This is a genomic window from Streptomyces sp. SS7 (genome assembly GCF_037993025.1).
In the GTDB taxonomy this organism is placed as follows: Bacteria; Actinomycetota; Actinomycetes; order Streptomycetales; family Streptomycetaceae; genus Streptomyces.
Genome location: NZ_CP141223.1, coordinates 4,712,343 through 4,739,162, shown reverse-complemented (window position 1 = coordinate 4,739,162; position 26,820 = coordinate 4,712,343). Strand labels below are relative to the sequence as shown.

General features: G+C 73.2%; 27 protein-coding genes and 1 pseudogene. 11 read left to right on the top strand and 17 right to left on the bottom strand.

Going from position 1 to position 26,820, the window contains the following annotated elements:
• Positions 1–28: 28 nt before the first annotated feature.
• The 8 genes from pstB to U5640_RS21850 all read right to left on the bottom strand — a co-directional run bounded on the left by pstB (position 29) and on the right by U5640_RS21850 (position 11,830).
• Positions 29–877, bottom strand: a complete 849-nt coding sequence (gene pstB / locus U5640_RS21885; RefSeq protein ID WP_340377461.1) for a phosphate ABC transporter ATP-binding protein PstB — start codon at positions 875–877, stop codon at positions 29–31.
• Positions 878–887: 10 nt separating this feature from the next.
• Positions 888–1,778 carry a sortase gene (locus U5640_RS21880; protein ID WP_340377460.1) on the bottom strand — a complete coding sequence of 297 codons (891 nt, stop codon included), beginning with the start codon at positions 1,776–1,778 and terminating at the stop codon, positions 888–890.
• A gap of 171 nt (positions 1,779–1,949) precedes the next feature.
• Positions 1,950–3,926: an Ig-like domain repeat protein gene (locus tag U5640_RS21875; RefSeq protein WP_340377459.1), complete on the bottom strand. Its 1,977-nt coding sequence runs from the start codon at positions 3,924–3,926 to the stop codon at positions 1,950–1,952.
• Positions 3,927–4,059: 133 nt separating this feature from the next.
• Complete coding sequence (locus U5640_RS21870; RefSeq protein WP_340377458.1) at positions 4,060–6,672, bottom strand: hypothetical protein; 2,613 nt, start codon at positions 6,670–6,672, stop codon at positions 4,060–4,062.
• Complete coding sequence (locus tag U5640_RS21865; RefSeq protein WP_340377457.1) at positions 6,669–8,327, bottom strand: phosphate ABC transporter substrate-binding protein PstS; 1,659 nt, start codon at positions 8,325–8,327, stop codon at positions 6,669–6,671. Before U5640_RS21865 ends, U5640_RS21870 begins: the two co-directional genes overlap by 4 nt.
• Positions 8,324–9,583 (bottom strand): phosphate ABC transporter permease PstA, encoded by a 1,260-nt coding sequence (pstA, locus tag U5640_RS21860; RefSeq protein ID WP_340377456.1) that lies wholly within the window; start codon positions 9,581–9,583, stop codon positions 8,324–8,326. The genes U5640_RS21865 and pstA overlap by 4 nt, the downstream gene beginning before the upstream one ends.
• A gap of 1 nt (position 9,584) precedes the next feature.
• Complete coding sequence (gene pstC, locus U5640_RS21855) at positions 9,585–10,604, bottom strand: phosphate ABC transporter permease subunit PstC (RefSeq protein ID WP_340377455.1); 1,020 nt, start codon at positions 10,602–10,604, stop codon at positions 9,585–9,587.
• A 161-nt stretch (positions 10,605–10,765) separates the two neighbouring features.
• The gene (locus U5640_RS21850; RefSeq protein ID WP_340377454.1) at positions 10,766–11,830 is read right to left on the bottom strand and encodes a helix-turn-helix domain-containing protein; all 1,065 of its coding nucleotides are present in this window, start codon (positions 11,828–11,830) and stop codon (positions 10,766–10,768) included.
• Positions 11,831–11,961: 131 nt separating this feature from the next.
• Between U5640_RS21850 and U5640_RS21845 the strand changes: the two genes are divergently transcribed.
• Positions 11,962–12,687: an ALF repeat-containing protein gene (locus tag U5640_RS21845; protein WP_340377453.1), complete on the top strand. Its 726-nt coding sequence runs from the start codon at positions 11,962–11,964 to the stop codon at positions 12,685–12,687.
• Here the strand turns inward: U5640_RS21845 and U5640_RS21840 are convergent.
• On the bottom strand, positions 12,684–13,097 hold the full coding sequence (locus U5640_RS21840; protein ID WP_340377452.1) for a VOC family protein: 414 nt from the start codon (positions 13,095–13,097) through the stop codon (positions 12,684–12,686). The genes U5640_RS21845 and U5640_RS21840 overlap by 4 nt on opposite strands.
• 67 nt (positions 13,098–13,164) lie before the next feature.
• A complete protein-coding gene (locus U5640_RS21835; protein WP_340377451.1) occupies positions 13,165–13,371 on the bottom strand; it encodes a DUF4287 domain-containing protein in 207 nt (68 codons plus the stop codon).
• Between the two features lie 288 nt (positions 13,372–13,659).
• On the opposite strand from U5640_RS21835, the gene U5640_RS21830 reads away from it, so the two are divergent.
• On the top strand, positions 13,660–14,277 hold the full coding sequence (locus U5640_RS21830; RefSeq protein ID WP_340377450.1) for a phosphoribosylanthranilate isomerase: 618 nt from the start codon (positions 13,660–13,662) through the stop codon (positions 14,275–14,277).
• Positions 14,278–14,348: 71 nt separating this feature from the next.
• Here U5640_RS21830 and U5640_RS21825 read toward each other — a convergent pair whose 3' ends face one another.
• Positions 14,349–15,227, bottom strand: coding sequence for a glycerophosphodiester phosphodiesterase family protein (locus U5640_RS21825; RefSeq protein WP_340377449.1), 879 nt, complete (start codon positions 15,225–15,227; stop codon positions 14,349–14,351).
• 401 nt (positions 15,228–15,628) lie between these two features.
• Here U5640_RS21825 and U5640_RS21820 point away from each other — a divergent pair, with 401 nt between their 5' ends.
• The 4 genes from U5640_RS21820 to U5640_RS21805 all read left to right on the top strand — a co-directional run bounded on the left by U5640_RS21820 (position 15,629) and on the right by U5640_RS21805 (position 17,292).
• The gene (locus U5640_RS21820; protein WP_340377448.1) at positions 15,629–16,021 is read left to right on the top strand and encodes a helix-turn-helix domain-containing protein; all 393 of its coding nucleotides are present in this window, start codon (positions 15,629–15,631) and stop codon (positions 16,019–16,021) included.
• A gap of 113 nt (positions 16,022–16,134) precedes the next feature.
• The gene (locus U5640_RS21815; RefSeq protein WP_067258950.1) at positions 16,135–16,545 is read left to right on the top strand and encodes a VOC family protein; all 411 of its coding nucleotides are present in this window, start codon (positions 16,135–16,137) and stop codon (positions 16,543–16,545) included.
• A 28-nt stretch (positions 16,546–16,573) separates the two neighbouring features.
• Positions 16,574–16,852, top strand: coding sequence for a hypothetical protein (locus U5640_RS21810; RefSeq protein WP_340377447.1), 279 nt, complete (start codon positions 16,574–16,576; stop codon positions 16,850–16,852).
• A complete protein-coding gene (locus U5640_RS21805) occupies positions 16,849–17,292 on the top strand; it encodes a DUF1801 domain-containing protein (protein WP_340377446.1) in 444 nt (147 codons plus the stop codon). The genes U5640_RS21810 and U5640_RS21805 overlap by 4 nt, the downstream gene beginning before the upstream one ends.
• On the opposite strand, the gene U5640_RS21800 is transcribed toward U5640_RS21805, so the two are convergent.
• The 3 genes from U5640_RS21800 to U5640_RS21790 form a co-directional block, all read right to left on the bottom strand.
• Positions 17,273–17,488, bottom strand: a complete 216-nt coding sequence (locus U5640_RS21800; protein ID WP_340377445.1) for a hypothetical protein — start codon at positions 17,486–17,488, stop codon at positions 17,273–17,275. The two genes, U5640_RS21805 and U5640_RS21800, sit on opposite strands and share 20 nt — an antisense overlap.
• Positions 17,461–17,889: a VanZ family protein gene (locus U5640_RS21795; protein ID WP_340377444.1), complete on the bottom strand. Its 429-nt coding sequence runs from the start codon at positions 17,887–17,889 to the stop codon at positions 17,461–17,463. The genes U5640_RS21800 and U5640_RS21795 overlap by 28 nt, the downstream gene beginning before the upstream one ends.
• A 120-nt stretch (positions 17,890–18,009) precedes the next feature.
• Positions 18,010–18,816: a hypothetical protein gene (locus tag U5640_RS21790; RefSeq protein ID WP_340377443.1), complete on the bottom strand. Its 807-nt coding sequence runs from the start codon at positions 18,814–18,816 to the stop codon at positions 18,010–18,012.
• A 131-nt stretch (positions 18,817–18,947) separates the two neighbouring features.
• Between U5640_RS21790 and U5640_RS21785 the strand changes: the two are divergent.
• Positions 18,948–19,268, top strand: a pseudogene (locus tag U5640_RS21785) (transposase); the annotation flags it as partial.
• On the opposite strand, the gene U5640_RS21780 reads toward U5640_RS21785, so the two are convergent.
• Positions 19,268–21,274 carry a BTAD domain-containing putative transcriptional regulator gene (locus U5640_RS21780; protein ID WP_340377442.1) on the bottom strand — a complete coding sequence of 669 codons (2,007 nt, stop codon included), beginning with the start codon at positions 21,272–21,274 and terminating at the stop codon, positions 19,268–19,270. The pseudogene U5640_RS21785 and the gene U5640_RS21780 sit on opposite strands and share 1 nt — an antisense overlap.
• A gap of 351 nt (positions 21,275–21,625) precedes the next feature.
• Between U5640_RS21780 and U5640_RS21775 the strand changes: the two genes are divergently transcribed.
• Complete coding sequence (locus U5640_RS21775; RefSeq protein ID WP_340377441.1) at positions 21,626–22,426, top strand: SGNH/GDSL hydrolase family protein; 801 nt, start codon at positions 21,626–21,628, stop codon at positions 22,424–22,426.
• A 36-nt stretch (positions 22,427–22,462) separates the two neighbouring features.
• Here the strand turns inward: U5640_RS21775 and U5640_RS21770 are convergent, their stop codons facing one another.
• On the bottom strand, positions 22,463–23,527 hold the full coding sequence (locus tag U5640_RS21770; RefSeq protein WP_340377440.1) for a DUF3533 domain-containing protein: 1,065 nt from the start codon (positions 23,525–23,527) through the stop codon (positions 22,463–22,465).
• 102 nt (positions 23,528–23,629) lie between these two features.
• On the opposite strand from U5640_RS21770, the gene U5640_RS21765 reads away from it, so the two are divergent.
• A complete protein-coding gene (locus U5640_RS21765) occupies positions 23,630–24,430 on the top strand; it encodes an inositol monophosphatase family protein (RefSeq protein WP_340377439.1) in 801 nt (266 codons plus the stop codon).
• A gap of 56 nt (positions 24,431–24,486) precedes the next feature.
• On the opposite strand, the gene U5640_RS21760 is transcribed toward U5640_RS21765, so the two are convergent.
• Positions 24,487–24,807 (bottom strand): GYD domain-containing protein, encoded by a 321-nt coding sequence (locus tag U5640_RS21760; protein WP_340377438.1) that lies wholly within the window; start codon positions 24,805–24,807, stop codon positions 24,487–24,489.
• A gap of 260 nt (positions 24,808–25,067) precedes the next feature.
• Between U5640_RS21760 and U5640_RS21755 the strand changes: the two genes are divergently transcribed.
• Positions 25,068–25,934, top strand: a complete 867-nt coding sequence (locus U5640_RS21755; RefSeq protein WP_340377437.1) for a polysaccharide deacetylase family protein — start codon at positions 25,068–25,070, stop codon at positions 25,932–25,934.
• Positions 25,935–26,049: 115 nt separating this feature from the next.
• Positions 26,050–26,787 carry a polysaccharide deacetylase family protein gene (locus tag U5640_RS21750; RefSeq protein WP_340377436.1) on the top strand — a complete coding sequence of 246 codons (738 nt, stop codon included), beginning with the start codon at positions 26,050–26,052 and terminating at the stop codon, positions 26,785–26,787.
• Positions 26,788–26,820: the final 33 nt, after the last annotated feature.

The following is a 26,820-nucleotide window of genomic DNA, read 5'->3' as shown; positions in this document are numbered from 1 at the left end:
TCCGGCACGCGGGTGCCTGGGGGGCCCGTCAGCCGAAGCGGCCCGCCACGTAGTCCGCCGTCCGCTGGTCCCGCGGGGAGCCGAAGATGTCCTCGGTGGGGCCCGCCTCGACGATCCCGCCGGGCGTGCCCTGCTCGGCGAGGAAGAAGGCGCACTGCTGGGAGACGCGGTTGGCCTGCTGCATGTTGTGGGTGACGATCACGACCGTGACCTGCCCGGCCAGCTCCTGGATGGTCTCCTCCACCCGGCGGGTGGAGGTGGGGTCGAGGGCGGAGCAGGGTTCGTCCATCAGCAGCACCCGGGGACGCACGGCCAGGGCCCGCGCGATGCACAGCCGCTGCTGCTGGCCGCCGGAGAGCGCGCCGCCGGGCTGCCGCAGCCGGTCGCGGACCTCCTTCCACAGGCCGGCCCGGGACAGGGACTCCTCGACCAGGACGTCCTTCTCGCGGCGGTTCGCCTTGGTGCCCGTCAGGCGCAGGCCCGCGGCCACGTTGTCGTAGATCGACATGGCGGGGAACGGGTTCGGCTTCTGGAAGACCATGCCGATCCTGCGGCGGGCGTCCGTCAGGCGCCAGGAGGGGTCGTAGATGTCCTCGCCCTCGAAGAGCACCTCGCCGCCGAAACGGGCGGCCGGGATCATCTCGTGCATCCGGTTCAGGGTGCGCAGGAACGTCGACTTGCCGCAGCCGGAGGGGCCGATGAGGGCGGTCACCCGGCCGGCGGGCATGGTCAGCGACACCCGGCTGAGCACCTGGTGGGTGCCGAACCAGGCCGAGACGGCGCGGGCGTCGAGCGTGGCGGGGGCGGCGCCGGGGGCGGTGGTCTCCACCGGGGGGAGGACCACCGTGTCGGTCAGGGACTCGGCTACTTCGGTCATGTCGGACACCTCACAGCAGATTGGGCAGGAGCTCGGTGGTGCGGGTGGCGACCTGGAGGCCGAGCACCGCGACGACCGGGGCGAAGACGATCCAGGTCTGGTGGCGGCCCCACCGGTGCCAGGCCCAGACCGCGGCCACCGCGGCGAGCAGCAGCGCCTGGAGCCACATCACCAGCGGCCAGGGCACCCCGTCGGGCCGGGCCAGCGGCTCCTCGGAGGCGGGGAGCGTGCCGGAGCGGATCACCGCGGCCGGGGTGGGGAAGGGCGTGGACATCAGGTCGGCGTCCACGCGCAGGACCCCGGACGGGACGAACGGGGAGCCGGTGGCGGTGACCAGGACGAGCCGTCCCTTGCCGGCGGCGAGCGGCGCGGGCGCCGGGTCACCGGCCCGTCGTACGCCGCTGACCTGGTACGTGGCCTTGCCCTGGCCGGTGGTCACACTGAACGTGTCGCCCGCCGCGAGGGAGGAGAGCCCGCTGAAGGGGCCGCCGTAGGCGGCGGCGCGGCCCATCAGGACGCTGGTGCCGGCCTGACCGGGCAGGGGGGTGTCCCGGCGGTGGCCGGGGCCGTCGGTGAGGACGGAGGAGTCGGTGCCCTCCAGGACGACCTGGGTCGTCCCCAGGCTGGGGACGTCGACGATCGCGACCGGGGTGCCGGGGGCGAGCAGCCGGCCCTCCTGGTCGGTCTGGGCGACCGGGGCGGTGCCGAGGGCGAGCTGGTTGCGCAGCTCGTCGTAGGCCGCGTGCTGTGCGGAGTGTTCCTGTGCGCCGCTGATCACCAGCAGCTGTGCGGTGATGCCGAGCAGCAGGGCGGCCAGGCCGAGCAGGCCGCCGCGGGCGAGATGACGGACGGCGGTGACGCTGCGGACGCGGGGGGGCGTCAAGGGTACGGCGACCGTCACGGCGGCCCGCCTCCTTCAGGTCAGGGGTACGGACAGGGGCATGGGTACGGGTACGGGCAGGGCCAGGGGCAGAGGCAGGGGCAGGGGTACGGCCGGGGCGGGCGGACCGGGGCCGGTCGGCCGGGGAGACACTCCCTCAGTGGTCTCCCCGGCCGCCGGGGTCCGGTGCGATCAGGTGGACCGGATGACGAAGTTCGCGCCGTTCCTGGCGCTCACCGTCGGGGAGCCCAGGTAGCTCGCGTGCAGGGTGTGGCGGCCCCGGGCCAGCCTGGGCAGCGTGACGGTGACCTTGCCGCCGCTCAGGGTGCCGGTGGCGATCACCCTGGTGCCCTCGTAGATCCGGACGGTGCCGGTGGGCGTGGTGCCCGTCGCGGTGACCTTGACGGTGGCCTTGGCGCGGGCGGTGTGGGCCACGGAGGCCGGGGCGGTGGTCGCGACCGACGGCGTCGCCTTGGTGATCTTCAGGGAGACCGCGGCCGAGGACCCGTTCAGCCGGGTGCTGCCGCCGTAGGACACGGTCAGGCTGTGCGTGCCGACCTTGAGGTGGTTCGACAGCCCGAGGGTGACCGTGCCGCCGTTGAGGGTGCCGGTGCCGAGCGTGGTCGAGCCCTCCTTCACGGTCACGGTGCCGGCCGGGGCGACCGCGTGCGAGCCGGTGACGGTGACGACGACCTTCGGCGTCCTGCCGTACGCGGTGGCCGCGGCGGTCGCCTTGACGGTGCTGGCGTACTTGACCGCACCGGTCCAGGTGGCCTCCGCGCCGGTGCCGACGACGGTGGCGGCGGCGACGGTGGCGGTGTAGGTGCCGGTGGCCAGGCCGGTGAAGGAGTACGAGGTGGTGCTCGCCGGCACGTCCTTCGTGGCCACGACGCCGCCGTCCGCGTCCTTCAGGGTGACGCGGTAGTCGGTGACGGGCTGCGCGGGGGCGGGGACCGGCGCGGTCCAGGTCAGGTTGACGCTCGCGTCGCCCACGGTGGTCTGGAGCACAGGCGCGCCGGGCGTGGTCAGGCCCTTGATCTCCAGACCGCCGACCTTGGCGTGCTTGGCCAGGTTGATCGAGCCGTTGTACGACTCGTTCAGGAAGCCGAAGGCCGCGATGACCTTCTCGGCGTTCTCGGAGGCCAGGGCCGCCTCGTGGTCGCCGCTGGTGACGAAGACGTCGTAGAGGTCCTTGTCGAAGAAGACGCTGCTCGTGTCGATCGCGCGGCTCGGGACGACGTTGTAGACGTCGCGGCCGAAGGTGGAGTTCTCGTAGTAGTGGGGGACCGGGGCGAGCTTGCCGTCGACCGTGGTGATCGGGCTGGTGACGCCGCCCGTGTCGCCCGGCAGCTGGACGCTGGCCAGGTGCGCGCCCGCGGCGACCGCGGTGGAGCTGTAGTCGGGGGCGATGCCGTTGTTCTGTGCGATCCAGCTGCCCACGGAGAACGGCACGAGTGAGCCGTCCTGGGTGAGGGCCGTGTTCGCCTGGTTCTCCTGGACGGTCGGCAGGCTGGTGTCGACGGTGTCCTCGGTCAGACCGATGGCCTGCAGGAAGAACTTGCGGGTGCCGGAGTTGGTCTGCGGCAGGACCGGGTGCAGGGTCTGGCCGCCCAGGACGCGCGTGCCGTTGGCCTTGTAGATGTCGAACAGCTGCTGGGACGTCAGCGAGTCCAGGCCGGAGCCGCGGACCGCGATGCCGACCGCGTCCCGCGCGAACGGGATGTAGGTGAGGGCGTTGCCGGAGAAGCTCGGACCGCTGGAGGAGCGGGCGAAGTCGACCTGGCCGCTGATGGCGACACCGTTGCTGCTGGGGAACTTGTCACCGGTGAGGGACATGCTCAGCGCCGTGCGGCCCGCTCCGGAGCCGTTCGGGCGGTTGAAGGACGCACCGCCCGAGCGGGTCTGGATCGTCGATGAGCCGATCGCGTCGTAGGAGGCGATGCCCGCGCCGGTCGCCGACTTCACGGCGGTTCCGGAGTAGTCCTTGCCGCCCACGGTGTCGCCGGCGAGGGCGTTGAGCACGTCCTGGGTGGTGTCGGAGCCCACGCCGACCAGCTGGCGGAAGGTCCCGGCGGGGGTGGGGTCGGCGTACGCCGGGCTCGCGAGAGCCACACCGCCGGCCACCACTGCGGCGGCGACGAGCGCGGCCGTGGAGCGCGTTCTGCGCATGGAGAGTCTCCGTGACTGTGCGAAAGGGGTGGAGAAACAGGTGGATCGATCTGGCAGGGTGGTGCGGGCCGTCCGCCCCGACTGTCCTTCGGGGCGGGCGGCCGTCCGTGGGGAGCGCCGCCCGAGGGGGCGCTCAGGGCCGCAGGAGTCTGCGCAGCCGTTCGGGCAGGGCGACTTCCGGTACGACCGTCACCGTGCGGCCGCCGGGGAGCGGCAGCCGCAGCGGCAGGCGCAGCCGGCCGCCGCCCGCGAACGGCGCGCCCACCCCCGCCACGGCGCCGAGGGCGGCCCCGACGGGGACGGCGTAGCGCAGCGGGTTCGCGGGGTCGGCGGGCGTGGCGCCGGCGGCGGTGGTCTGTACGACCTTGCCGCCGCCGTAGGAGGCCGCACTGCTCGGGGTGGCACTGGCGCTCGCGCCCGCGCCGCCGGTGGTGGTGCCGCCCGCCGTGCCGCCGGAGAGGTCACCGGTGGTGCCGCCCGTGGTCGTGGAGCCGCCGGAGCCGCCGCCCGCGGCCGATGCGTCGCCGCTCCCGGTGGAGGGGGCCTTGTAGTGCAGGAGCGCGTCGGCGGCCTGGGTGGTCCGGGCGCGCAGCGTCCGCGTCAGCGGGGCGTATCCGGCCGGGAGCAGGCCCGGGTCGGCGCCCGTCGTCTGGCCGGTGCCGGCCGCGTACCGCAGCAGGGTCGCGTAGTCCTTGCGGGCGGCGGCGTCCAGCTTCGCGGGGCGTACGGCCGCGTAGACCAGCTGGGCGAGCGGGTAGGCGTCCTTCGCGGTGGCCTTGGCGGGGCTGATCTCGGGGGCGCTCTTGCCGGTGGCGCTCGCCGCGGCGGCGGTCAGGGTGACGCCGCTGGGGGCGACGTACGTGCCGGCGGCGTTGAGCAGGCGCGCGGTGCGCAGTCCGTACCGGGCGGCGGAGGCCGCGTCCGTGATGGTGATCATGAACCGGGAGCCGACGGTCTGCGGGCCCGAGTTCTTGTACGCCGGCGGGCTGGCCAGCGGGTCCCAGCTCGCCTTCCACAGGCTGTCGGTGCGCAGGGTGTGCAGCGCGCCGGCGTGCATGTCCGCCACGTACGGGTGGAAGTCGATCATGCACTGCTTCTCGGTGGCGCCGGTGCCCGGCGGGATCGTGCACCACGGGTCGCTCTTGGGGTAGGTGTCGGTGTTCGCCGGGTCGAAGGCGAAACCGGTCGGGTTGAGGTCCGTGTTGGTGCTGAAGTACGGGTTGACCCGCATGCCCCAGTCGTCGGACACCCCGGCGAGGAAGCCCCGGGCGTCCTTGTCGGCGACGATCCACTGCCACACCGCGCGGGCCGAGTCGGAGTGGCCGAGCGACGTCAGCAGGTCGGTGTCGGTGGCCGGGGTCTCGGCGACCGACAGCTCCGCGAACTCGGGGTTGAGTGCGATGAACTCGGGGTCGCTCGCGAGGCCGGCCGGGTTGTTCCTCGCCCAGCCGTAGCCCTGGGCGGCGGTGGAACCGATGACCGCTCCCCAGGGGGAGTTGCGGTAGGACTCGGTGAGCAGCTTGGCCACCAGACGCGGGTTGAGGTCGATGGACTCGATCTTGCTCCCGGCGAGTCTCTGCGTGGCCTGGGAGGCGGTGGCCTTCGGTCTGCGTTCGATGGTGAAGCCGATGACGGTGCCGGAGAGCGCGGTCGGCGCGTAGACGGTGGGGTCGTCCGGAGCGCTCGTGCCCGCGTCGGCGCCCAGCGCGCGGGTGGTGAAGGCGAGTCCGGAGGAGCCGTCGTTGCCGAGGCGGGCGCGGGTGTCGGGCTCGCCGAGTTCGGTGTAGCCGTAGACCTTTCCGGTGGCGCACAGGGCGGTCTGCCAGCTCGTCATGGCGTCGGCGGCCAGTTCGCTGCCGGTGGTGGGCCGTTCGTCGGAGCCGAGGGCGCAGTTGGTGCCGACCGGGTTGAAGCGCAGCGGGATCGCGACGCGGTTCTTCCAGTTGGTGGAGGAGACCGGGGAGCCCGCGTTGACCTGGCTGTGGTCCGCGTACGGCTTGCCGTCGAGGTCGAGGTGGCCCTGCGGGACGATCACCAGCCAGCAGCTGCGCGGCCGGGACACCCCGTCGGTCTTCACGACGACGCCGCAGCCGAGGTGCGGGGCCTCGTTGGCGGTCTGCACCTCGAAGAACTCCTTGCCGGTGCCGTCGGCGCCGGTGCGGGCGAAGTCGATCTCGTTGGTGGTGTTGCGGTTGAAGTACGGGTTGTTCTGGGTGTTGGAGGTGACGGTGGCGCCGCTGACCGGCTTGAACGGCACCTCGCCCGGGGCGTTGGGGTTGGTGGCGCCGTATCGGTCGTCCTGGCCGTAGTTGGTGGGCTCGGCGCTGTAGAAGACCCGGCGGGTGTCGTCGTAGTCGTTGCCGGGCCAGCTGCCCCGGTCCGTGGTCGGCGAGGCCCCGTACTGGCACTGGGTGCGCGGGGGGCCCGGGTTGGCGGGGACCGTGCCGTCGTCGTCGCCCCAGCACTGCATGATCTGCACGAAGTCCGTGTCGAACAGGGTGCCCGCGAAGGTGCTCGGGGTGCCGCCGCTCCAGGAGACGGTGACGGCCTGGCTGGTGAGGTCGGCGGTCTGGGAGACCGTGAACCTCATGTCCCGGAACTCGCCGCGCCCGGAGACGGTGACGGCGGAGGACGAGGAGGGGGCCGCCGTCGCGGGCGGGGCGGCCTGGGCGACCGCGAGCCCGGCGAGGGCGCCCACGGCGGCACCGGCGACGAGACGGAGGAGGGTCCGGCGTACGGCGTTCATCGCGTGCCCCCGTTCGAGGAGCCGCCGCCGCGCAGCAGCCGGGAGACCAGCGAGGGCAGCAGGATCAGGGCGAGGACGAGGAACGCGGCGAGCAGCATCAGCGTCTGGGTGGAGGTCCAGCCGGTGTGCCCGGCGATCGCGACGGGCTGGGCGAGGGCGACCGTGCCGTCGGCGGTGGTGGCCGTACCGCCGCCGGAACCGGTCGCCGTGCCGCCGCCCGGACTCAGGGTCTGGCCGGTGTCGGGGTCGACGGACGGCTGCCCGGCGGAGCCGGACGCGCCCGTGCCGCCGCCGGCCGTGCCGCCCGAGGCGCCCGCGCCGCCACCGGTCGAGCCGCCGGACGCCCCGCCCGAACCGCCTTTCGCGCCGGTCGACTTGGCGCCGCCGCTGCCGGTGGTGCAGGGCGCGGCGCCCTTCTTGTCGCAGTCGTTCGGGTAGGGCGCGCTCTCGGCCAGCTTGTTGCGGCCGTTGGTGGTGAAGGTCGGGTTGTTGCAGTTGCGGATGTTGATGCTCTGCGCCTGCACACCGGGGATCCGGCGGATCTGGTCGAAGCCCGCCTGCACCAGGTTGATCGGCAGCGGCGAGTAGCCGAGGTCGGGCGCCTGCTGCTGGCCCTGGCACATGAAGTAGTAGGAGAACGCGCCGAGCGTCTTGCCCTTGGCCTTGGTGAAGGTGCCCTGCACCTTCAGCGGCAGGATCATGTACGAGTAGCTGGACAGCGGGTAGTTGCGCCGGTCGCTGTCGTTGTAGACGCCGTCGAGCTGCTGGGTGAGGTAGTCGGCGGAGTTCCTGTTCGTGTTGATCTTCGCCTTGAGCAGCGAGACCGCCACGTTCTGCGGGGTGGGCTCGGTGTAGTAGCCGGCGTGGTTGAGGACCTTGGCGACCGGATAGTGCGCGTTGAGGGCGTAGGAGTAGTTGACGTAACCGATCGCGCCCTCGCCGTAGTTCTGGGCGACGTACCCGGCGACCCCGAGGTCACCGGACTGGGCGATCATGCCCGAGACCGTCGGGTAGTACGAGGTCTGCCCGCACGCCCCCGAGCGGCCGACCCTGGCGCAGTAGGCCTGCCACAGCGCCTTGTGCTGGGCGGCCATCCACAGCGTGAACTGGGCGGTCGAGCCGGAGCCGTCGGAGCGGACCACGGGCACGATCGGGCGGTGCGGGAGCTGGAGCCCGGGGTTGTCCGCCTTGATCACCGGGTCGTCCCAGGTCTTCACGGCCCCCGTGAAGATCTTCGTGACGACGTCGCCGGAGAGGCGGAGGTTGGTGACCCGCTTGCCGTTGACCGTCAGGTGGTACATGAAGACGGTGCCGCCGGCGACGATCGGCATGTAGGCGTACGACCCCTGTGCGGGGCGTTCTGCCGCGCTGCCGTCGGTGGGGTTGGTCTGGAACGGGATGTCGGAGACGGCGAAGTCGACGGTGCCGGAGAGGAACTGGCGGCGGCCGTCCGACGAACCGGTGCCGGCGTAGCTGATGCGCATGCCGTACTGGTTGACGGCCCTGCGCCACTCGTCGACGGCGTTCTCGGCCCAGGTGGAGCCCGCGCCGGCGATGGGCGTGTAGGTGTCGGCCTGGGCGGGGGCGCCGGTGAGGGCGCCGAGGATGCCTATGAGTGCGGCCAGGATGCCGAGCCGTCTGAGGGCGGTGATCATCGGTCGCTGTCTCCGTTGTCGGGTGCGGGTGCGTTGGGGCTGGTCGCGCAGTTCCCCGCGCCCCTGGGTGGGCTGCTGCGGGCGTATCTCGCAACGTCCTGGCGGGATGCTCTCGCCGTTCGTCGTGCCTGGCGTTTCGTCTGGTGGCCGGGGCCCCTGCCGCCGATCACGCGGGCGATCGCGAAGAGGATCAGGACGATGGCCATCAGGACCGCCGCCGAGCCGAATCCGCGGGCGATCATCGTGGGCTCGGGGGACTTGACGAAGTTGAAGACGGCCAGCGGGAGGGAGACCATCGGGCCGTTCGTCGGGTCGGCGTTCAGGGCGGCCGTGAAGCCGGCCGTCAGCAGGACGGGGGAGGTCTCGCCGATACCGCGCGCGGTGCCGAGGATGACCGCCGTGGCGAGGCCCGAGCGGGCCGTCGGCAGGACGACGTGCCACACGGTCCGCCAGCGGGGGGCGCCGAGGGCCTCCGCCGCCTCCGTGAGGGTGCCGGGGACCAGACGCAGGACCACGTCCGAGGCGCGGATCACGATCGGCAGCATCATCACGCTGATCGCGAAGCCCGCCGCCAGGCCCGACTTCTGCATGCCGAGGCCGAGGATCCAGACGGCGTACACCATGAGACCGGCGACGATCGAGGGCAGCGCGGTCATCGCCTCGACGATGGTGCGCACGAACCGGGAGAAGCGGCCGGGGATCTGGTTGAGGTACACCGCGCAGGCCAGGCCCAGCGGGACCGTGATGGTGAGCGCGATGGCGATCATGATCAGGGTGCCGAGCATCGCGTGGGCGATGCCGCCGTGGGACAGCGGGTCGAGCGGGCCGGCCGCCTGCATGTCCTGGGTGAAGAAGTTGCCGTGCGGGAGCGCCTCGCGGCCCCGCCAGGCGGTGAAGCCGACGACCAGGGCGAGCGCGCTGAAGAGGAGTCCGGCCGCCGTCCACAGGACGACCGTCATCACCCGGTCGCGGACCGCCTGGCCGTCCTCCTCCAGCGCGGTGAGGACGGCGTAGACGGCGAGGAAGGCGGCGTACGCGGTGACGGTGAAGCCGAGGCTGCCGGAGAACGGGGCGATCTCCCCGAACAGCAGGACGGCGACGCACAGCCCGGAGGCCGCGGCTCCGGCGAGGGAGAGGACCCCCGAGCGGGTCAGGCCGCCGATGCGGCGCGGTACGTCCGGGAGTTCCGGGGCCGGGGCGGTGGCTCCGGGGCCGGCCTCGGCCGGCTGGGCGGGGGCGTGGTCCACGACGGTCATCTCATGCCTCGCTCTGTGCGCCGGACCGGGAGCGGGCCACGATGGAGGAGGCGGTGAAGTTGACCGCCAGGGTGAGCAGGAACAGCGCCAGGCCCGCCGCCATCAGCGCCGACATGCCGAAGGTGGAGGCGTCGCCGTAGTGCAGGGCGATCAGCGAGGAGACCGAGTTCGAGCCGGTCTGCAGGATGTGCGGCTGGATGGTGAAGACCGGCGAGATGATCAGGTAGACGGCGATGGTCTCGCCGAGCGCCCGGCCGAGGCCGAGCATCGTGCCGCCGATGATGCCGCCCTTGCCGTACGGCAGGACGACCGCGCGGATCATGCCCCAGCGGGTGGCGCCGAGCGCGTAGGCGCCTTCCCGTTCGCCCGCCGGCGCCTGGGCGAACACCTCCCGCATCACCGAGCACTGGATCGGCGCGACCATCAGCGCGACGACGATCCCGGCGACGAAGGTGGAGGCGGTGTAGACGCTGTCCGAGGCGAGCGGCTCGCCGGGCCGGGTGCCGTCGACGGCGAACAGCGGGACCCAGCCGAACCAGGTCGACAGCCAGCGCGACAGGCCGATCACGTGCTGCTGGAGGAAGAACAGCCCCCACAGGCCGTAGACCACCGACGGGACGGCCGCCATCAGGTCGACCATGGTGACGAGGGTGCGGCGCAGCCCGCGCGGGGCCACGTCCGAGATGAACAGCGCGGTCCCGACGGCCAGCGGCACGGAGATCGTCACCGCCACGACGGCGATCAGCAGGGTGCCGGTGAGCACGGCCGCGATCCCGAAGTTGTGGACGTCCGGCTGCCAGGCCGCGGTGGTGAGGAAGCCGAACCCCCGGGCGCGCAGGGCCTGACCGGCCCTCAGCAGCAGGAACAGGCCCACGGCCGCCATGATGGCGAGGACGGTGACACCGGTGGCCGTCAGCTGGTACCGGAAGATCCGGTCACCGAGGTCCCGGGCCGTGTGCAGCCGTCGAGGAACGGGTCTGTCGGGCTCCGGCGCGCCGGAAACCTCCACTGCGGACGCCACTGCGGTCCCCCTAAAGGAAACGGTGTTCTCCTCATACGGCTTCGTGTTCGAGGCGCGCGGGGAGAGTCAATGGCCGGTTCCTTTCCCCTCAACCCGCCGGATGTGGACATGATGTGAACCATTCATGTCGTTTTCGTGGGCGGGCTGTGGGGGGGCGTCGGTCAGAGCGGCCGGGCCGGCCAGTCCAGGAGACGGGCGCCGATGACGGCGGTCTGCAGGGTGTAGCGGTGGGCGGCGTCGGTGGGGTCGACGCCGGTGAGCCGGCGGATGCGGTCCAGCCGGTACGTCAGGGCGCGCACGCTCAGCGACAGCCGGCGGGCGGCCTGGGCCGCGACGCAGCCGGACTCGAAGTAGGCCGTGAGTGTGGCGAGTTGGGGCTCGGCGCCGCCGCGGGCGGTGGTCAGCGGGGCGAGGACCGCCTGCACCAGGTCGGCCATCGCCTGCCGGTCGCGGGTCAGGACCTGGTAGACGAGCAGGTCGGCGGCGCGCAGCACCGGGTCGGTCAGGCCCAGCCGCCCGGCGAGTTCCAGGGAGTTGAGCGCCTCCTCGTAGGACTGGACGACCCCGCCGGGGCCCGGCTGCGGGCGGCCGATCGCCACCTGCCCGCCGCCGGTCGCGGCCCGCGCCCGCCGGGCGAAGGCGGGCAGGACCTCGTCCCGGTGGCCGGGGGCCACGCACACCAGCAGCCCGTCCTTGGTGGTCAGCAGCACCTCGCGGTCGCCGAACCGGGCGAGCAGCGCGCGCTCCACCGCGCGCGGCACCGGGTCGCCTTCGTCGTAGGCGGCGGGGCCCCGGGCGACGGCGACGGCGTGGGTGTGCGACAGGCTCAGGCCGAAGCGCTCGGCGCGCTGCGCGAGGCGGCCCAGGTCGCTGCGGCCGTAGAGCAGATCGTCGATGAACTCCCGGCGGGCCGCCTCCTCCCGCCGGACCGCGAGCCGCCCGGCCCGCTCGTACCCCTCGGCCAGGGCGTCTATCACCTGGTGTACGGCGGCCAGGGTGGTGTCGGCGGAGCCCGCGGTGCGGGTGGGGCCGGGCCGGACCGAGCGGGCGGCGGCCAGGTGGGCGCTGACCAGGGCCCGCAGGCCGTGACCGGCTTCGGCGGCGCGTTCGCCGAGGGCGCGCCGTGACTCCAGTTCCGCCCGGCTCAGCCGGCGGCCGGTGGCCGTGACCTCCGTCAGCAGCCGCGTGTAGCCGTCCAGGTACTGCTCGGGAATCTCCCCCGCCATACGCCCCCCGCGTTCGTGTTCCGGCAACGAACCGGCGGTCAAGACTGCCCGGTCCGCGCAGTGCGCGGCGCCGTTCGATCCTGGAGGATCGTTCCGCCGGCACCAAGCCAATCAATCATGGGGGAACGACAATGAGAGCCAATCGTGCGGCGCTCGCCCTTGCCGTGGGCGCGCTGACCCCGGCCCTGCTGCTCGCCTCGCCGTCCTTCGGGGCCACGGCGACGGCGGCGACGGCCGCTTCCGCCACCGCCGGGGACGAGTCGCCGTACGACTCGATGACGGAGGAGGAGCTGCGGATCGCGGTCGCACGCGTCCTCGCCGACGACAGCGCGGGCAAGGCGGTGCGGCGGGAGGCCGGGAGGGCCCTGGACGGCACCGCCGACGATCTGCGCGCCTTCCTGAAGACGGGGCTCGCGCTCGCGCGGGACGAGGACAATCGGGTGGCGATCGCGCGGTTGCTGGCCGCGCCGGAGAGTGGCAAGGCGGTGCGGCGGGAGGCCGGGAGGGCGCTCGACGGCACGGCGGCGGACCGGGAGGCGTTTTTGGCCACGGGGCTCGCGCTCGCGCGGGACGAGGACAATCGGGTGGCGATCGCGCGGTTGCTGGCCGCGCCGGAGAGTGGCAAGGCGGTGCGGCGGGAGGCCGGGAGGGCGCTCGACGGCACGGCGGCGGACCGGGAGGCGTTTTTGGCCACCGGCTACCGGCTCGCGCGGGCCGAGGACGACCGGGTCGCCGTCGCGCGGATCCTCGCGCGGACCGACATCAGCGCGGCCCTGCGCGCGGCGGCCCGGACCGCCCTGGACGGCACCCCCGAGGAACTGCGCTACTTCCTGGAGGTCGGCCAGTACCAGGTCTAGGACTGCTGCTGGGCGATGTTGACGAGCCAGGTGATGCCGAAGCGGTCCGTGCACATGCCGAAGACGTCGCCCCACATCTGCTTGTCCAGCGGGACGGACACCTCGGCCCCGGCGGACAGCTTCTCCCAGTAGCCGCGCAGTTCGGCGTCGTCGTCGCCGCTCACGCTCACGGAGACGTTGCCGCTGGGGCTGTAGTCCATCCCCGGCGGGGTGTCGGCGCCCATGAGGGTGAAGCCGTTGGGTGCCTCCAGCATGCCGTGCATGATCTGGTCCGCCTGCGGGGTGCCCGCCTGGCCGAACTCGCCGAACGTGCTCAGCGTCAGCGTGCCGCCGAAGACGTCCTTGTAGTGCTCCAGCGCCGTCCGGGCGTCGCCGTTGAAGCTGAGGTAGGGGTTGAGTCGCGAGGCCATCGCAACCTCCTGGGCGCGAGAGAGGGGCGGAAGTGGTCAAAAGGGGCGAATGGTCACCGTGTGGAGCCTAGCGCTCCGCGAGCGTGTCGGCGACGAGGGCGTTGGCGTGGCCGTGTCCCAGCCCGTGCTCGGACTTCAGCCAGTTCACCAGCTCCATGTGCCGGGTCGGCGGCGAGGAGCGGATGAGGTCCTTCCACTCCGCGATCGGCCGGCCGTACTTCTTCTCGATGGAGGGGAAGTAGGAGGCGGGGCCCTTGGCTGCGGCGGCGGTCATGGTGGCGCTCCCGTCGGGGTCGGTGGTGTCACCCGTTCCGACCGGGGGACGGGAGCGAACTCATCGGCAGGGTTATGTGGCCTGCGTCACCGTTCAGAGGTGGGGCGGCAGCCATCCCTGCTGGACGGCTCGCACACCGGCCTCGAAGCGGCTGCGGGCGCCGAGCCGGTCCATCAGGGAGATCGACTGGACGCAAGCGGCCCTGGCCCCTTGCGTCCTGACCGGCCGCCGCGGCCTCCGTCGGCCCGGTGTCGCCCGCGGAGAGCGCGATGCGGCAGGCTGGGGCCCGTGAGCAACTCCAGTGACCCCCTTTTCGTCAAGATCTGCGGTCTGAGCACCGAGCGGGACGTCGACACGGCCGTCGAGGCGGGAGCCGACGCCATCGGGTTCGTGTTCTCCGCCAGCCCCCGCCGGATCGACGCCGTCACGGCCGCACGCCTCGCCCGGCGGGTGCCCGCGCACGTCCTGACCGTCGGCGTGTTCCGCGCCGAACCCCTCGACGACGTACGGTCCTTGGCCGTCGAGTCCGGCATCCGGGCCGTCCAGCTGCACGGCCCGGAGGACCGGGGCTACTACGACGCACTCGCCACCGGCGGCTGGACGCTGATCCGGGCGGCCGCCTTCGGCGACTCCGTGCCGCGCCCGGGGGAACTGGGTGAGGACCTGCTCCTGCTCGACGCCCCGGTACCGGGGTCCGGGGTCGCCTGGGACTGGTCCCGCTGGACCCCGGCCGGCTCCGGGGAGAAGTGGCTGCTCGCCGGCGGGCTCACCCCGGACAACGTCCGGGTCGCCGTTGCCGTCACCCGGCCCTGGGGCGTCGACGTCTCCAGCGGGGTGGAGAGCAGCCGGGGCGTCAAGGACCCCGCCCTCATCACCGCCTTCGTGAAGGCGGCCCGCGGCGGCTGAGGGCGGGGCCGGGAGTCCGGGAGTCCGGGAGTTCGGGAGTTCGGGAGTCCGGAGTCCGGAGTCCGGGAGCCTCAGTCGAGGGCTCTGGCGGCCACGTCCGGGAGGTCGCTCGTCATGCCGTCCGCCCCCCATCCGGCGACCGTACGCGCCGCCGACGCGGTGTTGATCACCCAGGGGACGGTCTCCAGCCGCTTGCCGTGCGCGCCCTTGAGCGCGTGCACGGCGGCCACGAAATCGCCGGAGACCTGCCGGTAGTCGGGGTTGACCTGGTCGGCGTAGGTCGCGTACCCGCGCAGGGCCGCGGCCGTCGGCCGAGCGGTGACCAGGACGGACGTCTTCAGCTCCGGGCGTTTGCGGTGGATCGTCCGCACGGCGTTCGTACCGAAGCTCATGACGGTCAGCCGGTGGTCGACATGGCCGCGGTCCAGCCAGCCCTTGCGGCCGAGCACGTCGAGGATGTCGTCCTCGATGCCCGGATGCAGATCGGGCTGCTTGATCTCCAGCAGCAGGCTCTGGCCGTTGCGGTCCAGCCGGTCGAGGGTCCGGGCCAGGGTCGGGATGCGGGTGCCCGCGAACCGGGCCCCCATCCAACTGCCCGCGTCCAGACGGGCCAGTTCGGCCGCCGTGAAGTCGCCGACCGGGCGGTCCGCGCGGGACGGGAACACCGACTCGACGTCCGTCGTCCGCCTGAGGTCCCGGTCGTGCAGCAGGATCAGCTCACCGTCCCGGGTGCGCTGCACATCGGTCTCCACCCAGTCGATGCCGAGCGCGTCGGCCGTGTCGAAGGACGGCAGGGTGTTCTCGGGCGCGTACCCGGCGGCGCCGCGATGGCCGCTGATCCGCGGGCGGTTGCCGGCGGCGGCCGTGGCGGCCGGGACGGCTGCCGGGACGAGCAGGAGGGCGGTGGTGCCGAGGGCGACGGCGGTCGCGGCTGCGGTGCTTGAGCGCATGGGGGTTCCTTTCGCCGGCCCCGAGGGGACGGCATGGGGGTGGGGGGGTGGTGGTGTGACCGGCTCGCGGACCATCTCGACGACCTGCGGCACCGGCCCCGGACGCGCGTCGACGCGCCCGGGCCCGCTCCGGACGCGCGTCGGCGCCGCAGCGGGACAGGGAGAGGGAAGAGGGAACGAAGGGAGGGAAGGGGAGAGGGGGGAGGTGAGGAAGTGGGGACGGTGAGCCCCCGCCCGATCACCGCGGACGGATGCCCGGCCCCGGGCCCCTTCGCGTCCGAGTCTGGCCGGGCCGCGAGCCCGGCGCCGATTCTTGCTGGTCCGATCGAGGTGGCCCGGTGCCCCGCGGCCGCCCGCACCGGCGCTCCCGGACCGGGACGCAACGGTCGTAAGGTGAGGGCATGGCAGCTACCGAGACGGCGCGCCCGGACCGACTGCGGCTCGTCGGCGGGGACGCGATGTGTCCGCAGCGAGGCGCCCTGGAGCACCTCACCAGCCGCTGGGGCACCCTCGTCCTGATCGCGCTGCTCGACCGCCCGTACCGCTTCAGCGAACTGCGCCGGGAGATCGGCCGGGTCAGCGAGAAGATGCTGACCCAGACCCTCCAGACCCTGGAACGCGACGGCATGGTCCACCGCGACGCCAAGCCCGTGATCCCGCCCCGCGTCGACTACTCCCTCACGGACCTCGGCCGCGAGGCCGCCGAACAGGTCCGCGCCCTCGCGCACTGGACGGACCTGCGGATGGCCGCCATCGAGAAGGCCCGCGAGGAGTACGACGCGGCGAAGGCCTGACGCTCCGAGCCGCGTTCCCGGCCCGGCCCGGCCCGGGTGCGCCGACCGGTCGGGTGCGGACCGGTCAGATTCGGAGAAGCGCCCCGGACCCCGCCGCGGCTAGCGTGGAAGTCATGGACATCACCATTCACACGACCTTCCTCCCGCACGACGACCCGGACGCGTCGCTGGCGTTCTACCGCGACGTCCTCGGCTTCGAGGTCCGTAGTGACGTGGGACAGGGCAAGATGCGCTGGATCACGGTCGGCCCCGCCGGCCAGCCCGGAACGTCCATCCTGCTGGCCCCGCCCGCCGCGGACCCCGGTGTCACCGAGGCCGAGCGGCGCACCATCGCCGAGATGATGGCCAAGGGCACCTACGGCTGGATCCTGCTGGCCACCCCGGACCTCGACGGCACCTTCGAGAAGGTGACCGCCCAGGGTGCCGAGGTCGTCCAGGAGCCGACCGAGCAGCCGTACGGCATCCGCGACTGCGCCTTCCGTGACCCCGCGGGCAATCTGATCCGCATCCAGGAACTCCGCTGAGCCGCACACGGGGAAGGGGGGTTCCGCCATGTGTCACCCGGGATGGCGGCACGCGCTGCTCGCGGCGCGGCGCCTGAGCGACCTCGCGCGGCTGCGCCGGGTCCGGGACCGGATCGACCGGGAGTACGTGCGACCGCTGGACGTCCTCGCGCTCGCCGTGGCCGCGGACATGCCGGCCGGCCTGCTGAGCCGTGAGTTCACCCTCGCGTACGGTGCGTCGCCGTACGCCTACCTGCTGAAGCGTCGCGCCGAGCGCGCGACCGCCGCCGGGCTCTTCGGGGCGCCCGGGAGAGGAGACCGGTCATGAGCGAGACCCGTCAGCACGAAGGGTTCACCGACGAGGAACGCGCCGCGATGAAGGAGCGCGCGAAGGAAGTGAAGGCGGCCGCGCGGCGCGGCTCGCGCGGCGCCAAGGCGGACACGGAGGGCGAGGTCCTCGCGAAGATCGCGGAGATGCCGGAGGCGGACCGGGCCCTCGCCGAGCGGATCCACGCCCTCGTCCGGGCGCAGGCGCCGGGGCTCGTGCCGAAGCTCTGGTACGGCATGCCGGCCTACGCCCGGGACGGCAAGGTCGTCTGCTTCTTCCAGAGCGCGCACAAGTTCAAGTCCCGCTACGCCACGCTCGGCTTCAACGACGCGGCGCGCCTCGACGACGGCGGTATGTGGCCCACCGCCTTCGCCCTGACCGAGCCGACCGCCGCCGACGAGGAGCTGATCGGCGCGCTCATCAGGCGGGCGGTGGGCTGAGGGGCGCCGGGTCGCGGACGGGGGTCGTCCGCGGGTCGGCGAGGTCGGCGATCCGGTCCGCGCGGTACAGGACCACGCAACCCAGGTACCCGCCGAGCGTGTTGACGAGCCGATCGGTGGTGTCCGTCAGCCGGGCGTTGTTGACGACGACGTACATCAGCAGCTGGCTCACCTCGATCGCGAGGCCGACCGCCACGCGGCGCCGAGGCGGGCGGTCGTCAGCGGGAGCAGCACACCGAGCGGCACCGTCAGGACCACGTTGGCGAGGATGCTCGGGTCGGGACTGGGCACCGGCACCCAGTTGATCTGGTTCGTCCAGGGCATCAGGTTGGCGTACTCGCCGTAGGTCACGACGACGGGGAAGAGCGTGAGGGCGAGGACGCCTGCGGCGTACGCCGCGGCCGGCATCCGGGTCACCGCGTGCCGCCCGGTCCAGCCTGCCCGGCCCCGACGGGCGCGTACGGCCACGAGCAGGCCGTACGCGGCCGGCAGGGGCCCGAGCACGGTCGTGGCGCCGATCTCGAAGTGGACGTCGCCCATGGTGAACTCCTCGGCGGGGGCGGGTGGTTGCCGGTGGCGTCCGGCGGTGGTGCCCACTCTCGTCCGGTGCGCCGGGACGAGGTCCGGGCGGCGGGCCGGTCCGTGGGGAGCGCCGCATGACGGGCCGTACGCCGATCCGGGTGCTGATCGCCGACGACCAGGCGTGCGCCCGCGCCCTCAGCCGGCGGGCGGGGCCGGCGGCTGGTGCGGGGGCTGCTGCGGCGGCTGGTGCGGAAGCGGCGGGGGCTGCTGGGCCGGGGGGTAGGACTGCGCCTGCGGGTAGGGCTGCGCCGGCGGCTGCGGGGCCTGCGGGTACGCCTGGGGGTACGCCTGCGGGACCGGGCCGGTCGCCCAGGGCTGCGGGTACGGGGCGGGAACGGCCGCGGGGGCGGTGGCCGGGCGCCGGGTGGCGAGCACGGTGAGGACGGTCGTGGCGAGCCCCAGCACACAGGCGACCGTCAGCAGGTAGAAGCCGGGGCCGAAGGTCGTGGACCGGCCGCCGGTGTCCCACTGGCCGTCACCGACCGTGGAGACCGCCACCGTCAGCGTCGTGCCGAACAGCAGCACCGCTCCGGTGACACCGAACACCCGGACCAGCGGCTGCCGGCCGCCGGAACCGGTCAGCAGCAGGACCCCCGCGGTCACGGCGAGGAGGGCGCCGACGAGCAGCGGGACGCCGTCGAACTGCGTGACCGAGTGGGACTTCTGGCCCGGGACCGAGGTGGTGTACGACCACGCCTTCGCGACGGTCCGGTAGACCGCGGCGCTGCTGCTGCCGCTGCCGATGGTCTCCTTCGACGTGTCGAGCGTGGTGAAGGAACCGGTGAGGGCGAGGGCCGCCCCGACGAGCAGCAGCGCGCCGGAGAGCCGGTCGCCGGCCGCGCCGGGGTCCGCCGGTGGGCCCGGCGGTCTGCCGTAGGGGACGGGCGGGGGCACCTGGGAGCCGGGTTGCGCGGGTTGCGTCGGATGCGTCGGTTGCGTCATCCACCGATCGTAGGGAGCGGGGTCGGTGATGATAAGAGCAACAGCATCTGTTTCTGGGGGAGTTCAGCGACATCCTTGCGAGGAACTCCAGGCGTCTACGCCTGGGAGGAATCGCATCGGGTGGTGGCGAGGCGTTCATCGCGTACAAGGCCCGCAAGGTGGGTGTGCCGGTGGTGTACGTCGATCCGGCGTACACCTCCCGCACCTGCGCCGAGTGCGGCCACATCGACAGAGCGAACCGGGTCTCCCAGGCCTGGTTCGCGTGCCGGTCCTGCGGATGCGTTGATCACGCGGACCGCAACGGCTCCCGCAACATCCGCCGGCGTGCGGAAGAGTTGTGGCGACGCGGGGCGCAGTCAACCGCCCCAGACCCACCCCCGACACCCGAGGGCGGGACAGGACGCAAGCGCAGCACCACACCCAGTGGCGCCCGCTGTGCAAGCCCGGGACTTCAAACCCGGGTCGTTGACCGCCGTACCGCAGGTGCCATCGGGCCCGCCGCGCGCAGGTGCCGGGCCAGCCGCGCCGGATCGGCTCCGTCGCGGGCCGTGAGCTGCCGGGCGAACGCGGCGTGCCGGATCTGCCGGGCGGACGGCGTCTGGCTGCTCAGGACGACGTCGCGGGGCAGCTCGGGCAGCCGGTAGCGGCCGGTGCCGCCCGTGCCGGGCTCGTCCCAGACCACGATCCGGGCGGTGACGGCCGCGTCGATCAGTGGCAGCAGCTGCTCGGGGGCCAGGCCCTGGACGGCGGCGAGGAGAGCGAGGTCCAGCCATGGGCCGTCGGCGGCGGCGTAGGTGAGCATGGTCCGCGCCGGATCGGGCAGGTCGACCAGGCGCGCGCGGAGGAGGGTGCGCACGCCGGCCGGCACCTGCGCGCGCGGGCCGGTGCGCCGGTCGGGCGGCAGTTCCACCAGCTCGGCCAGCGTGAACGGGTGACCCTCGCAACGCCGGTGCAGCGCCGCCGCCTCCTCGGGGCCGGCCTGCTCCCCGCGCGCCGCGAGCAGGTCGGCCACGTCGTCCGCGGTCAGCGGGTCCAGGGTCAGCCAGGTCGCGCCGATCAGGGCCAGGTCGGCGAGGAGGGTGCCGGAGACCGGGGCGTCGGGATCGCGCAGGGTGCACACGAACACCACCGGCGCCTCCCGCAGCACCTTCGCGAGGCGGCGCAGCAGCCGGTGGAAGCCCTGCGGGGCCTCGTCGAGGTCGTCCACGACGACCAGTGTGGGGCGTCGGGTCAGCTCGTCGACGACCGTGGCGAGCGGGTCCGCGCGCGCCTCCTCGTCCGCGGCCGAGTCCTTGCCGTCCTGCCGCAGCGCGTCCAGGAGCTGCACGGTGGGGCAGGTCCGGGAGATCCCGCGGTTCCCGCTGAGGGCCTGGCCGGCCCGGGTGCGGGCCACGGTGAACCCGGTCGAGACGGCCCAGGCGGACAGCTCGTCCGTCAGCCGGGTCTTCCCGGAGCCCTGCTCCCCGGCGATCACGGCCCAGCGGGGGCGGCCGGTCGCCGCGGCCGCCAGCAGCGAGGCCAGCTGTTTCTGCTCCTCCTGCCGGCCCACGAACGGGGTGACCTCGGTGACGGCGGGCTCCGGGGGGACGCTCGCGCTGGGGACGCCCGCGGAGGGGACGTCGAGACCCGGGGAGAGCGGGACGGCGCGGGGGGCCGTGACCGGGTCGGCCGGCTGCGGGGTGCCGAGGACGGCGACGTCGTGCCGCAGGATCGCGGTGTGCAGGTCCCTGAGCTGCGGGCTGGGGTCCAGGCCGAGTTCCGTGGCGAGCATGGCGCGGAACCGCTCGTACTGGCGCAACGCCTCCACCGGCCGGCCGGCCGCGTACAGGGCCCGCATCAGCAGCGCCCAGGACGTCTCCCGCAGCGGGGCCCTGAGGACGAGGCCCTGCGCGACGCCGATCGCCGGTTCCGTCTCGCCCTGCTGGACGAGGATCGCCGCCCGGAGCTCCCTGGCGTCGTGCAGGGCGCCGTCGAGCCGGGTGCGCTCTCGTAGCGCGAAGGGGTGCTCGGTGGCCTCGGCCAGCGCCTCGCCGCGCCACAGTGCGAGCGCGGCGTCGATCTCCCGCCGGGCGGTGCACAGCCGGCGGTTCCTCAGGTCCTCGCGGGCCCGGCTCACGGACTCCTCGAACACGGCGGTGTCCCGGGTCCCGGCCGGTGTCTTCAGCGCGTACCCGGCGGGGCCGCTGACCAGCACGGTGGAGCGGCCCTGGCGGACCGGGTCGAGGACCGCGCGCAGCCTGCTGATGTGCGCGCGGACGGAGGAGGCGGCGCCCGCCGGCCGGTCCGTGGGCCACAGATCGCGGCAGAGGGTGTCCTGCGAGACGGGCCGGCCGTCCTCCAGCAGGAGACGGACGAGCAGCAGCCGGCGCTGCCGGGGGCCCAGGTCGAGGGAGACGTCGCCTCTGAGCACCTCGACGGGGCCGAGCACGCCGTACCGGAGCTCCTGTCGTGGGTTCACCGGGTGGGTCCTCCTGCCTGGCGCCGGAAGCGAGCCGACGGCCGGTCGCCCGGCCCTGATGTTCTGCTGCACAGGAGAAATTCTGGGACGCCGTGCGCGCCCCGGCGTCGACTCGGGATCGGATCTCCGCGCGGGCGGTCTGCAACCGGAGATAGAGGGCGTGACTAGTACTCCGGTGGTAGCCGCAGGAGGCGCCCGCAGGGAGTCGGTTTCTGGCGCCCGCCCGGCAACCGACCGACAACCGGCAAGCAAGGAAAGGGAGTTGAGGGTGACGCGGTCGCCTGTACGATCCCGTTCCGCACGCCGACCCGGACATTCCGCCGGTCCGGCTCCCCTGTCCAGAAGGAACTCATGCGTACATGGATGTCCGCCGTCACCGGCGCGGTGCTGGCCTTCGCCGGAATGGCCGGGACGACGAGCACGCCGGCCAGCGCGGCGACGGGACCGGAATACGTGGCCCTGGGTGATTCGTACGCCTCCGGGGTCGGTGCGGGCTCCTACGACAGCGCCGCCGGCGACTGCAGGCGCAGCACCCTCGACTACCCGTCCCTGTGGGCCGCGGCGCACGGCGACTACACGCTGAAGGACGTCTCCTGCAGCGGTGCGACGATCGCGGACGTGCGCGCCGAGCAGCTGCCCGCGGTGACCGCCGGCACCGACCTGGTCACGCTCACGGTCGGCGGCAACGACGCCCAGTTCACCTCCGTGGTCCAGGCCTGCCTCACCCAGAGCGAGAGCTACTGCGCCACGGCCACGCAGTGGATGTCGGTGTACGCCCGGGGCCGGATGGTCACGGAACTCGCCGCGCTGTACAAGGACGTCAGGGCCAGGGCGCCCCAGGCCCGGATCGTCGTCCTCGGCTATCCGCGGGCGCTCTCCCCGACCGGGACCTGCCCCCTGGTCGACATCGGCTCCGCCAAGCGGACCGCGATGAACGGCCTCGCCGACGCGCTGGCCGAGGGCACCAGGGCCGCGGCGGCCAAGGAGCCGGTGGAGTTCGTCGACGTACGGGACGCGTTCGAGGGCCACGGCGCGTGCGGCTCCGACCCGTGGATCAACGACCTGAACGCCGGGACCGCGGTCTTCCACCCCACTCTGATGGGCTACCTCGCGGGCTACGACGCGCGGCTGGGCGAGGTCACGGGCGGCTGAGACCGGGCGGCCCGTCGCCGCCCGGTCGTCCCGCCCTCAGCCGGTCTGGGCGGCGGCAGGGGCCGCGGTCCGGCGTTCGTTGCGCCAGGACGCCGCCAGGGCGAGCAGCGTGCCGCCCGTCGCGTAGGCGCCGAGCACCCACAGGGCCGCCGCGGTGGCGTGCCCCGAGAAGTACACCGTGTTGCGGACCAGGGTGGTGCCGGCGCCCGGCGGCAGGGCCTGCCCGATCGCGCTCCAGAACCCCGGCAGCAGCGGCGCCGGATAGACACCGCCGGAGCTCGGGTTGCCGAGGACCACGAAGAGCAGGATGACCAGGCCGGTGCCGAGGAGGCCCAACAGGGTCTGGAGTGCGAGCGCGGTCGCGGCGGAGGCGAGCACCACCAGCGTGCCGATGGCGCTCAGCGCCCAGAAGTGTCCGCCGAGCGCGTCGAACACCGGACCCACGATCACCGCTCCGGCGATCCCGGACACGGCCGCGTACAGCACGAGGACCGCGAGGCGGATCAGGGTGCGGTGCCGGTTGGCGGGGCGGGAGCCGGCCGACATGCCCATGATCGTCGCGGTGAGATAGCCGCCGATCACCCAGCCGAGGACGAGATAGAACGAGGTCATACCGCGCCCGTCGCCGGAGTGCGGGGCCCGGATGTCCGTGACGGTGATCTGCCGCTTCTGCGCCGCCTCTATCTTCTGGGCGATCTGCGTGGCGGTCTGCGACACCGAGGGGCCGCCCGCCGAGGCGACCAGCAGGGTGTCCTTCGTGCCGGTCGCGTCGAAGAGGAACGCGGCGTCCGCCTCGCGGGTCAGGACCTGGCCGCGGGCGGCCGCGGCGCTCGGCGCGGCGGTGGCCTCGACCGGCTCGCCGTCCAGCGCGTTGAGCTGCGCGACGATCTTCGCGGCCGCCTGCTGCGGGGCGGCGACCGCGACGGGTATGCGATGGGGCGTCGGGGAGTGGAAGGCCCCGACGTACGACAGGACGAAGGCGAGCTGGACGAGCAGTCCGCCGAGCACGAGCCCGAAGGCCCGCAGGGTGACGGCGTCCTTGAACTCGGCTGCGAGACCGGATGACTTGGCGGGGGAGGGAGTGGCTGAGGGCTCGTTCACGGCCGCATGATCGCACAACCGGGTGAACCTGCCATTCCGCTTGACGGACGGCTACTGTCCTCCGCAGCGGACGCGATCACCGGCTACGAGGAGCGATCTCACGTGGAGACCGAAGTGGACCTGGACCGTGCCCTGGAGGTCGCGACCGAGCTGGCGGCCTGGGCCTCGGAGACGATCCGGGGCGCCCGCACCACCGCCGTACGGCAGAAGGCGAGCCCGGCGGACATCGTCACCGACACCGACGAGGCCGTGGAGCGGCACGTCCGCGGAGTGCTCGGCGAGGCCTTCCCCACCCATGGCATCGTCGGCGAGGAGTACGGCACCACGGAAGGCGCCCGCTCCGCCCCGACCTGGGTGGTCGACCCGGTCGACGGGACCTCCAACTTCGCGCACGGCATCGGCTGGTGCTCCTTCTCCCTGGGGCTGGCCGCCCCCGACGGCACCCCGCTGCTCGGTGTGGTCGCGGACCCCTGGCGCGGCGAGACCTTCACCGCGATCCGCGGCGGCGGCGCCCGTCTCAACGGCGTCCCGGTCCACGCGGCCGACCACACCACGCTCACCGGCCACCTCTTCCTCACCGAGTGGGCGGCCCACGCGCACTGGCCCGGTCTGGACGCCCTCCTCGCCGCACTCGCCGAGCGCCACTGCACGGTCCGCGTCATGGGCTCCACGGCCCTGTCCCTGGTCCAGGTCGCGGCGGGCCGCGCGACGGCGGCGGCGATCGGCGAGTTCCACCACGTCGACGGCCTCCCGGCCCTCCTGATCGCCCAGGAGTCCGGAGCCCTCGCCCATCCCGCCCTCCCGCCCTACGACACCCCACTCCTCCTCACCGCCCCGGGCGCAGCCGAGGAAGCGACCGCCCTGTGGCGGAAGGCGGGCGCGGACCGCCACCGGCGGGGGTGAACACGCGGACCCAGGTGCCACACCCCGCGCCGCGCGGCATGATCCAAACGACAGCCCTAAGCCCCCGGCCCCCGGAAGGTCACCTCGCGGCGGGTGGCCTCGTCGATCTCCTCGGTGGTGAGGAGGGGGGTGGCGCGCGTCTGGAGGCCGCCGCTGGCCTTCACGGCGAGGGCGACCGCGGCCATGTCGACGCGGTCGGGGAAGTCCACGATCAGGATGGCGTCCATCTCCCCGAACGCGTAGTAGATGACCTCGACCGAGCCGCCGAGGCCGCCCACGACCTGTTCCACGGCGGCGCGCCGCCCGCTCGCCCCCTCCTTGAGCAGGCCCTTGGCGCCCTCTTGTGTGTAGGTCGCCTGGATGAGGAACTTCGGCATCGGGACGCTCCCTGGCCCTCGCTTGTCCGGTACGGGTACGCACAGTGCCCTTCCCCCGGACACCCGGCCCGTCCTGCCTCCGGTGCCGGATTCACCCGGTAGCAGCCACGCCCCCCGGGGGCCGCCCGGCGTCCGGCCGGCGTCCGGCCGGCGGGCACCCGTGTCATCCTTCCTTCGTCCGCGTGTCGGAACCCCGACACCCTGTTCGACATCAAGCAGGTGGACAGGGCACGGCGCACGGATGACACAGGGGCAACGCGGTGAACAGGTGGATCAGGGGGGCGGCACTCGTCTGCGCTCTTCTCGCGACGGGTGCGACGACGGGCTGCGGGACCGGGTCGCGGGCGGACGCCCGACCCGCCGCGCCCTCCGGCTCGTCCTCCGCCTCCGCACGGCATTCGCAGCCCTCCGGTGACGGCAAACGGGCCGCGCGGGCGGCCGTCGAGGCCGCCTACCGCAGGTGGGGTCTCCAGCCGCTGGCCGCCCCGCCGGCCCCGCCCGCCGTGAAGCCGGTGCGGCTGCGGGCCGACGGCGGGCGGGTACCGGTGATCAGCGAGATACCGACCCAGCAGAAGATCGTCTTCCTCACCTTCGACGACGGCGCGGAGAAGGACCCGGAGTTCGTGACGATGATGCGGGAGCTGAAGGTCCCCTTCACGATGTTCCTGACCGACGCCGCGATCCGCTCCGACTACGGCTATTTCAAGAAGCTCCAGGTCCTCGGCAACGGCGTCCAGAACCACACGCTGACCCACCCCGACCTGCGCACCCTCGGCGCGTCCGCCCAGAGGCAGGAGATCTGCGGCCAGCAGACCAGGCTCGAGGAGGAGTACGGCACCGCCCCGCGGCTGCTGCGTCCGCCCTACGGCAACTGGAACGAGGACACCCGGGCCGCCGCCGCCTCCTGCGGCCTCGAGGCGATCGTCCTGTGGCGCGAGTCCATGCAGATCAAGAACATGCAGTACCAGTCGCCCACCGGGAAGCTCCATCCGGGCGACATCATCCTGGCCCACTTCCGCGGCCCCTCCGAGCTCAAGGGCACGACCATCACCGAGATGACGGCGAACCTCCTGCGCCACATCCGGGACCAGGGCTTCACGGTCGCCGCCCTGGAGGACTACCTCTAGGGTCGCGCCCTCGCACGAGTGGCCGAATCGCACCGGCATCCATGCGCACTTCCGGTTTGTCCTACAGGGCAAGTCGCTTGCCCGAAAGGGAAGTTCACCGCGCCTGGAGGATCCGATGCACCGTCGCCTCGTCATCTCGGCCGTCACCGTCGCCCTGTGCGGCACCACACTGGCCGGCACCGCCACGTCCGCCTCCGCCACCACCCCGGCGGCCACCACCTCGGCCGCCGCCGTCGACTGCCGCAGGGTGAAGTGCGTGGCGCTCACCTTCGACGACGGGCCGGTCGCCGACACCCAGCGGCTGCTGCGGATCCTGAAGGAACGGCACGTGCCGGTGACCTTCTACCTGGTCGGCAAGAACGTCCAGCGGTACCCGTCCACGGTCCGCGCCGCGGCCGCGGCCGGTCACCAGATAGGCAACCACAGCTGGGACCACGCCGATCTGACCAGACTCAGCCGTGCGGCCGTCGCGTCGGAGGTCTCCCGCACCGACACGGCGATCAAGCAGGCCACCGGCAAGAAGCCCACCACCTTCCGCGCCCCCTACGGTGCTCAGAACGCCACCGTCCGGGCCGTCGCCGCCCGGCCGCTGGTGCACTGGAGCGTCGACACCCTCGACTGGAAGTACCGCGACACCGCACGGCTCATCAGGGTCGTCAAGGCGGACACCCGGCCCGGGGACATCGTCCTCATGCACGACATCCACCGGACGACCGTCGACGCGGTGCCCGGCATCATCAACGGCCTCACGGCCCGCGGCTTCCACTTCGTGACCGTGGACCAGCTCTTCGCACCGAAGACGCTCCCCTCCGGCAAGGTCACCTACCACAACCGCGGCGCCTACCGGCCGTGACGGCTCGGCCGGGCGGTGGGGCGGGGCGGTGGG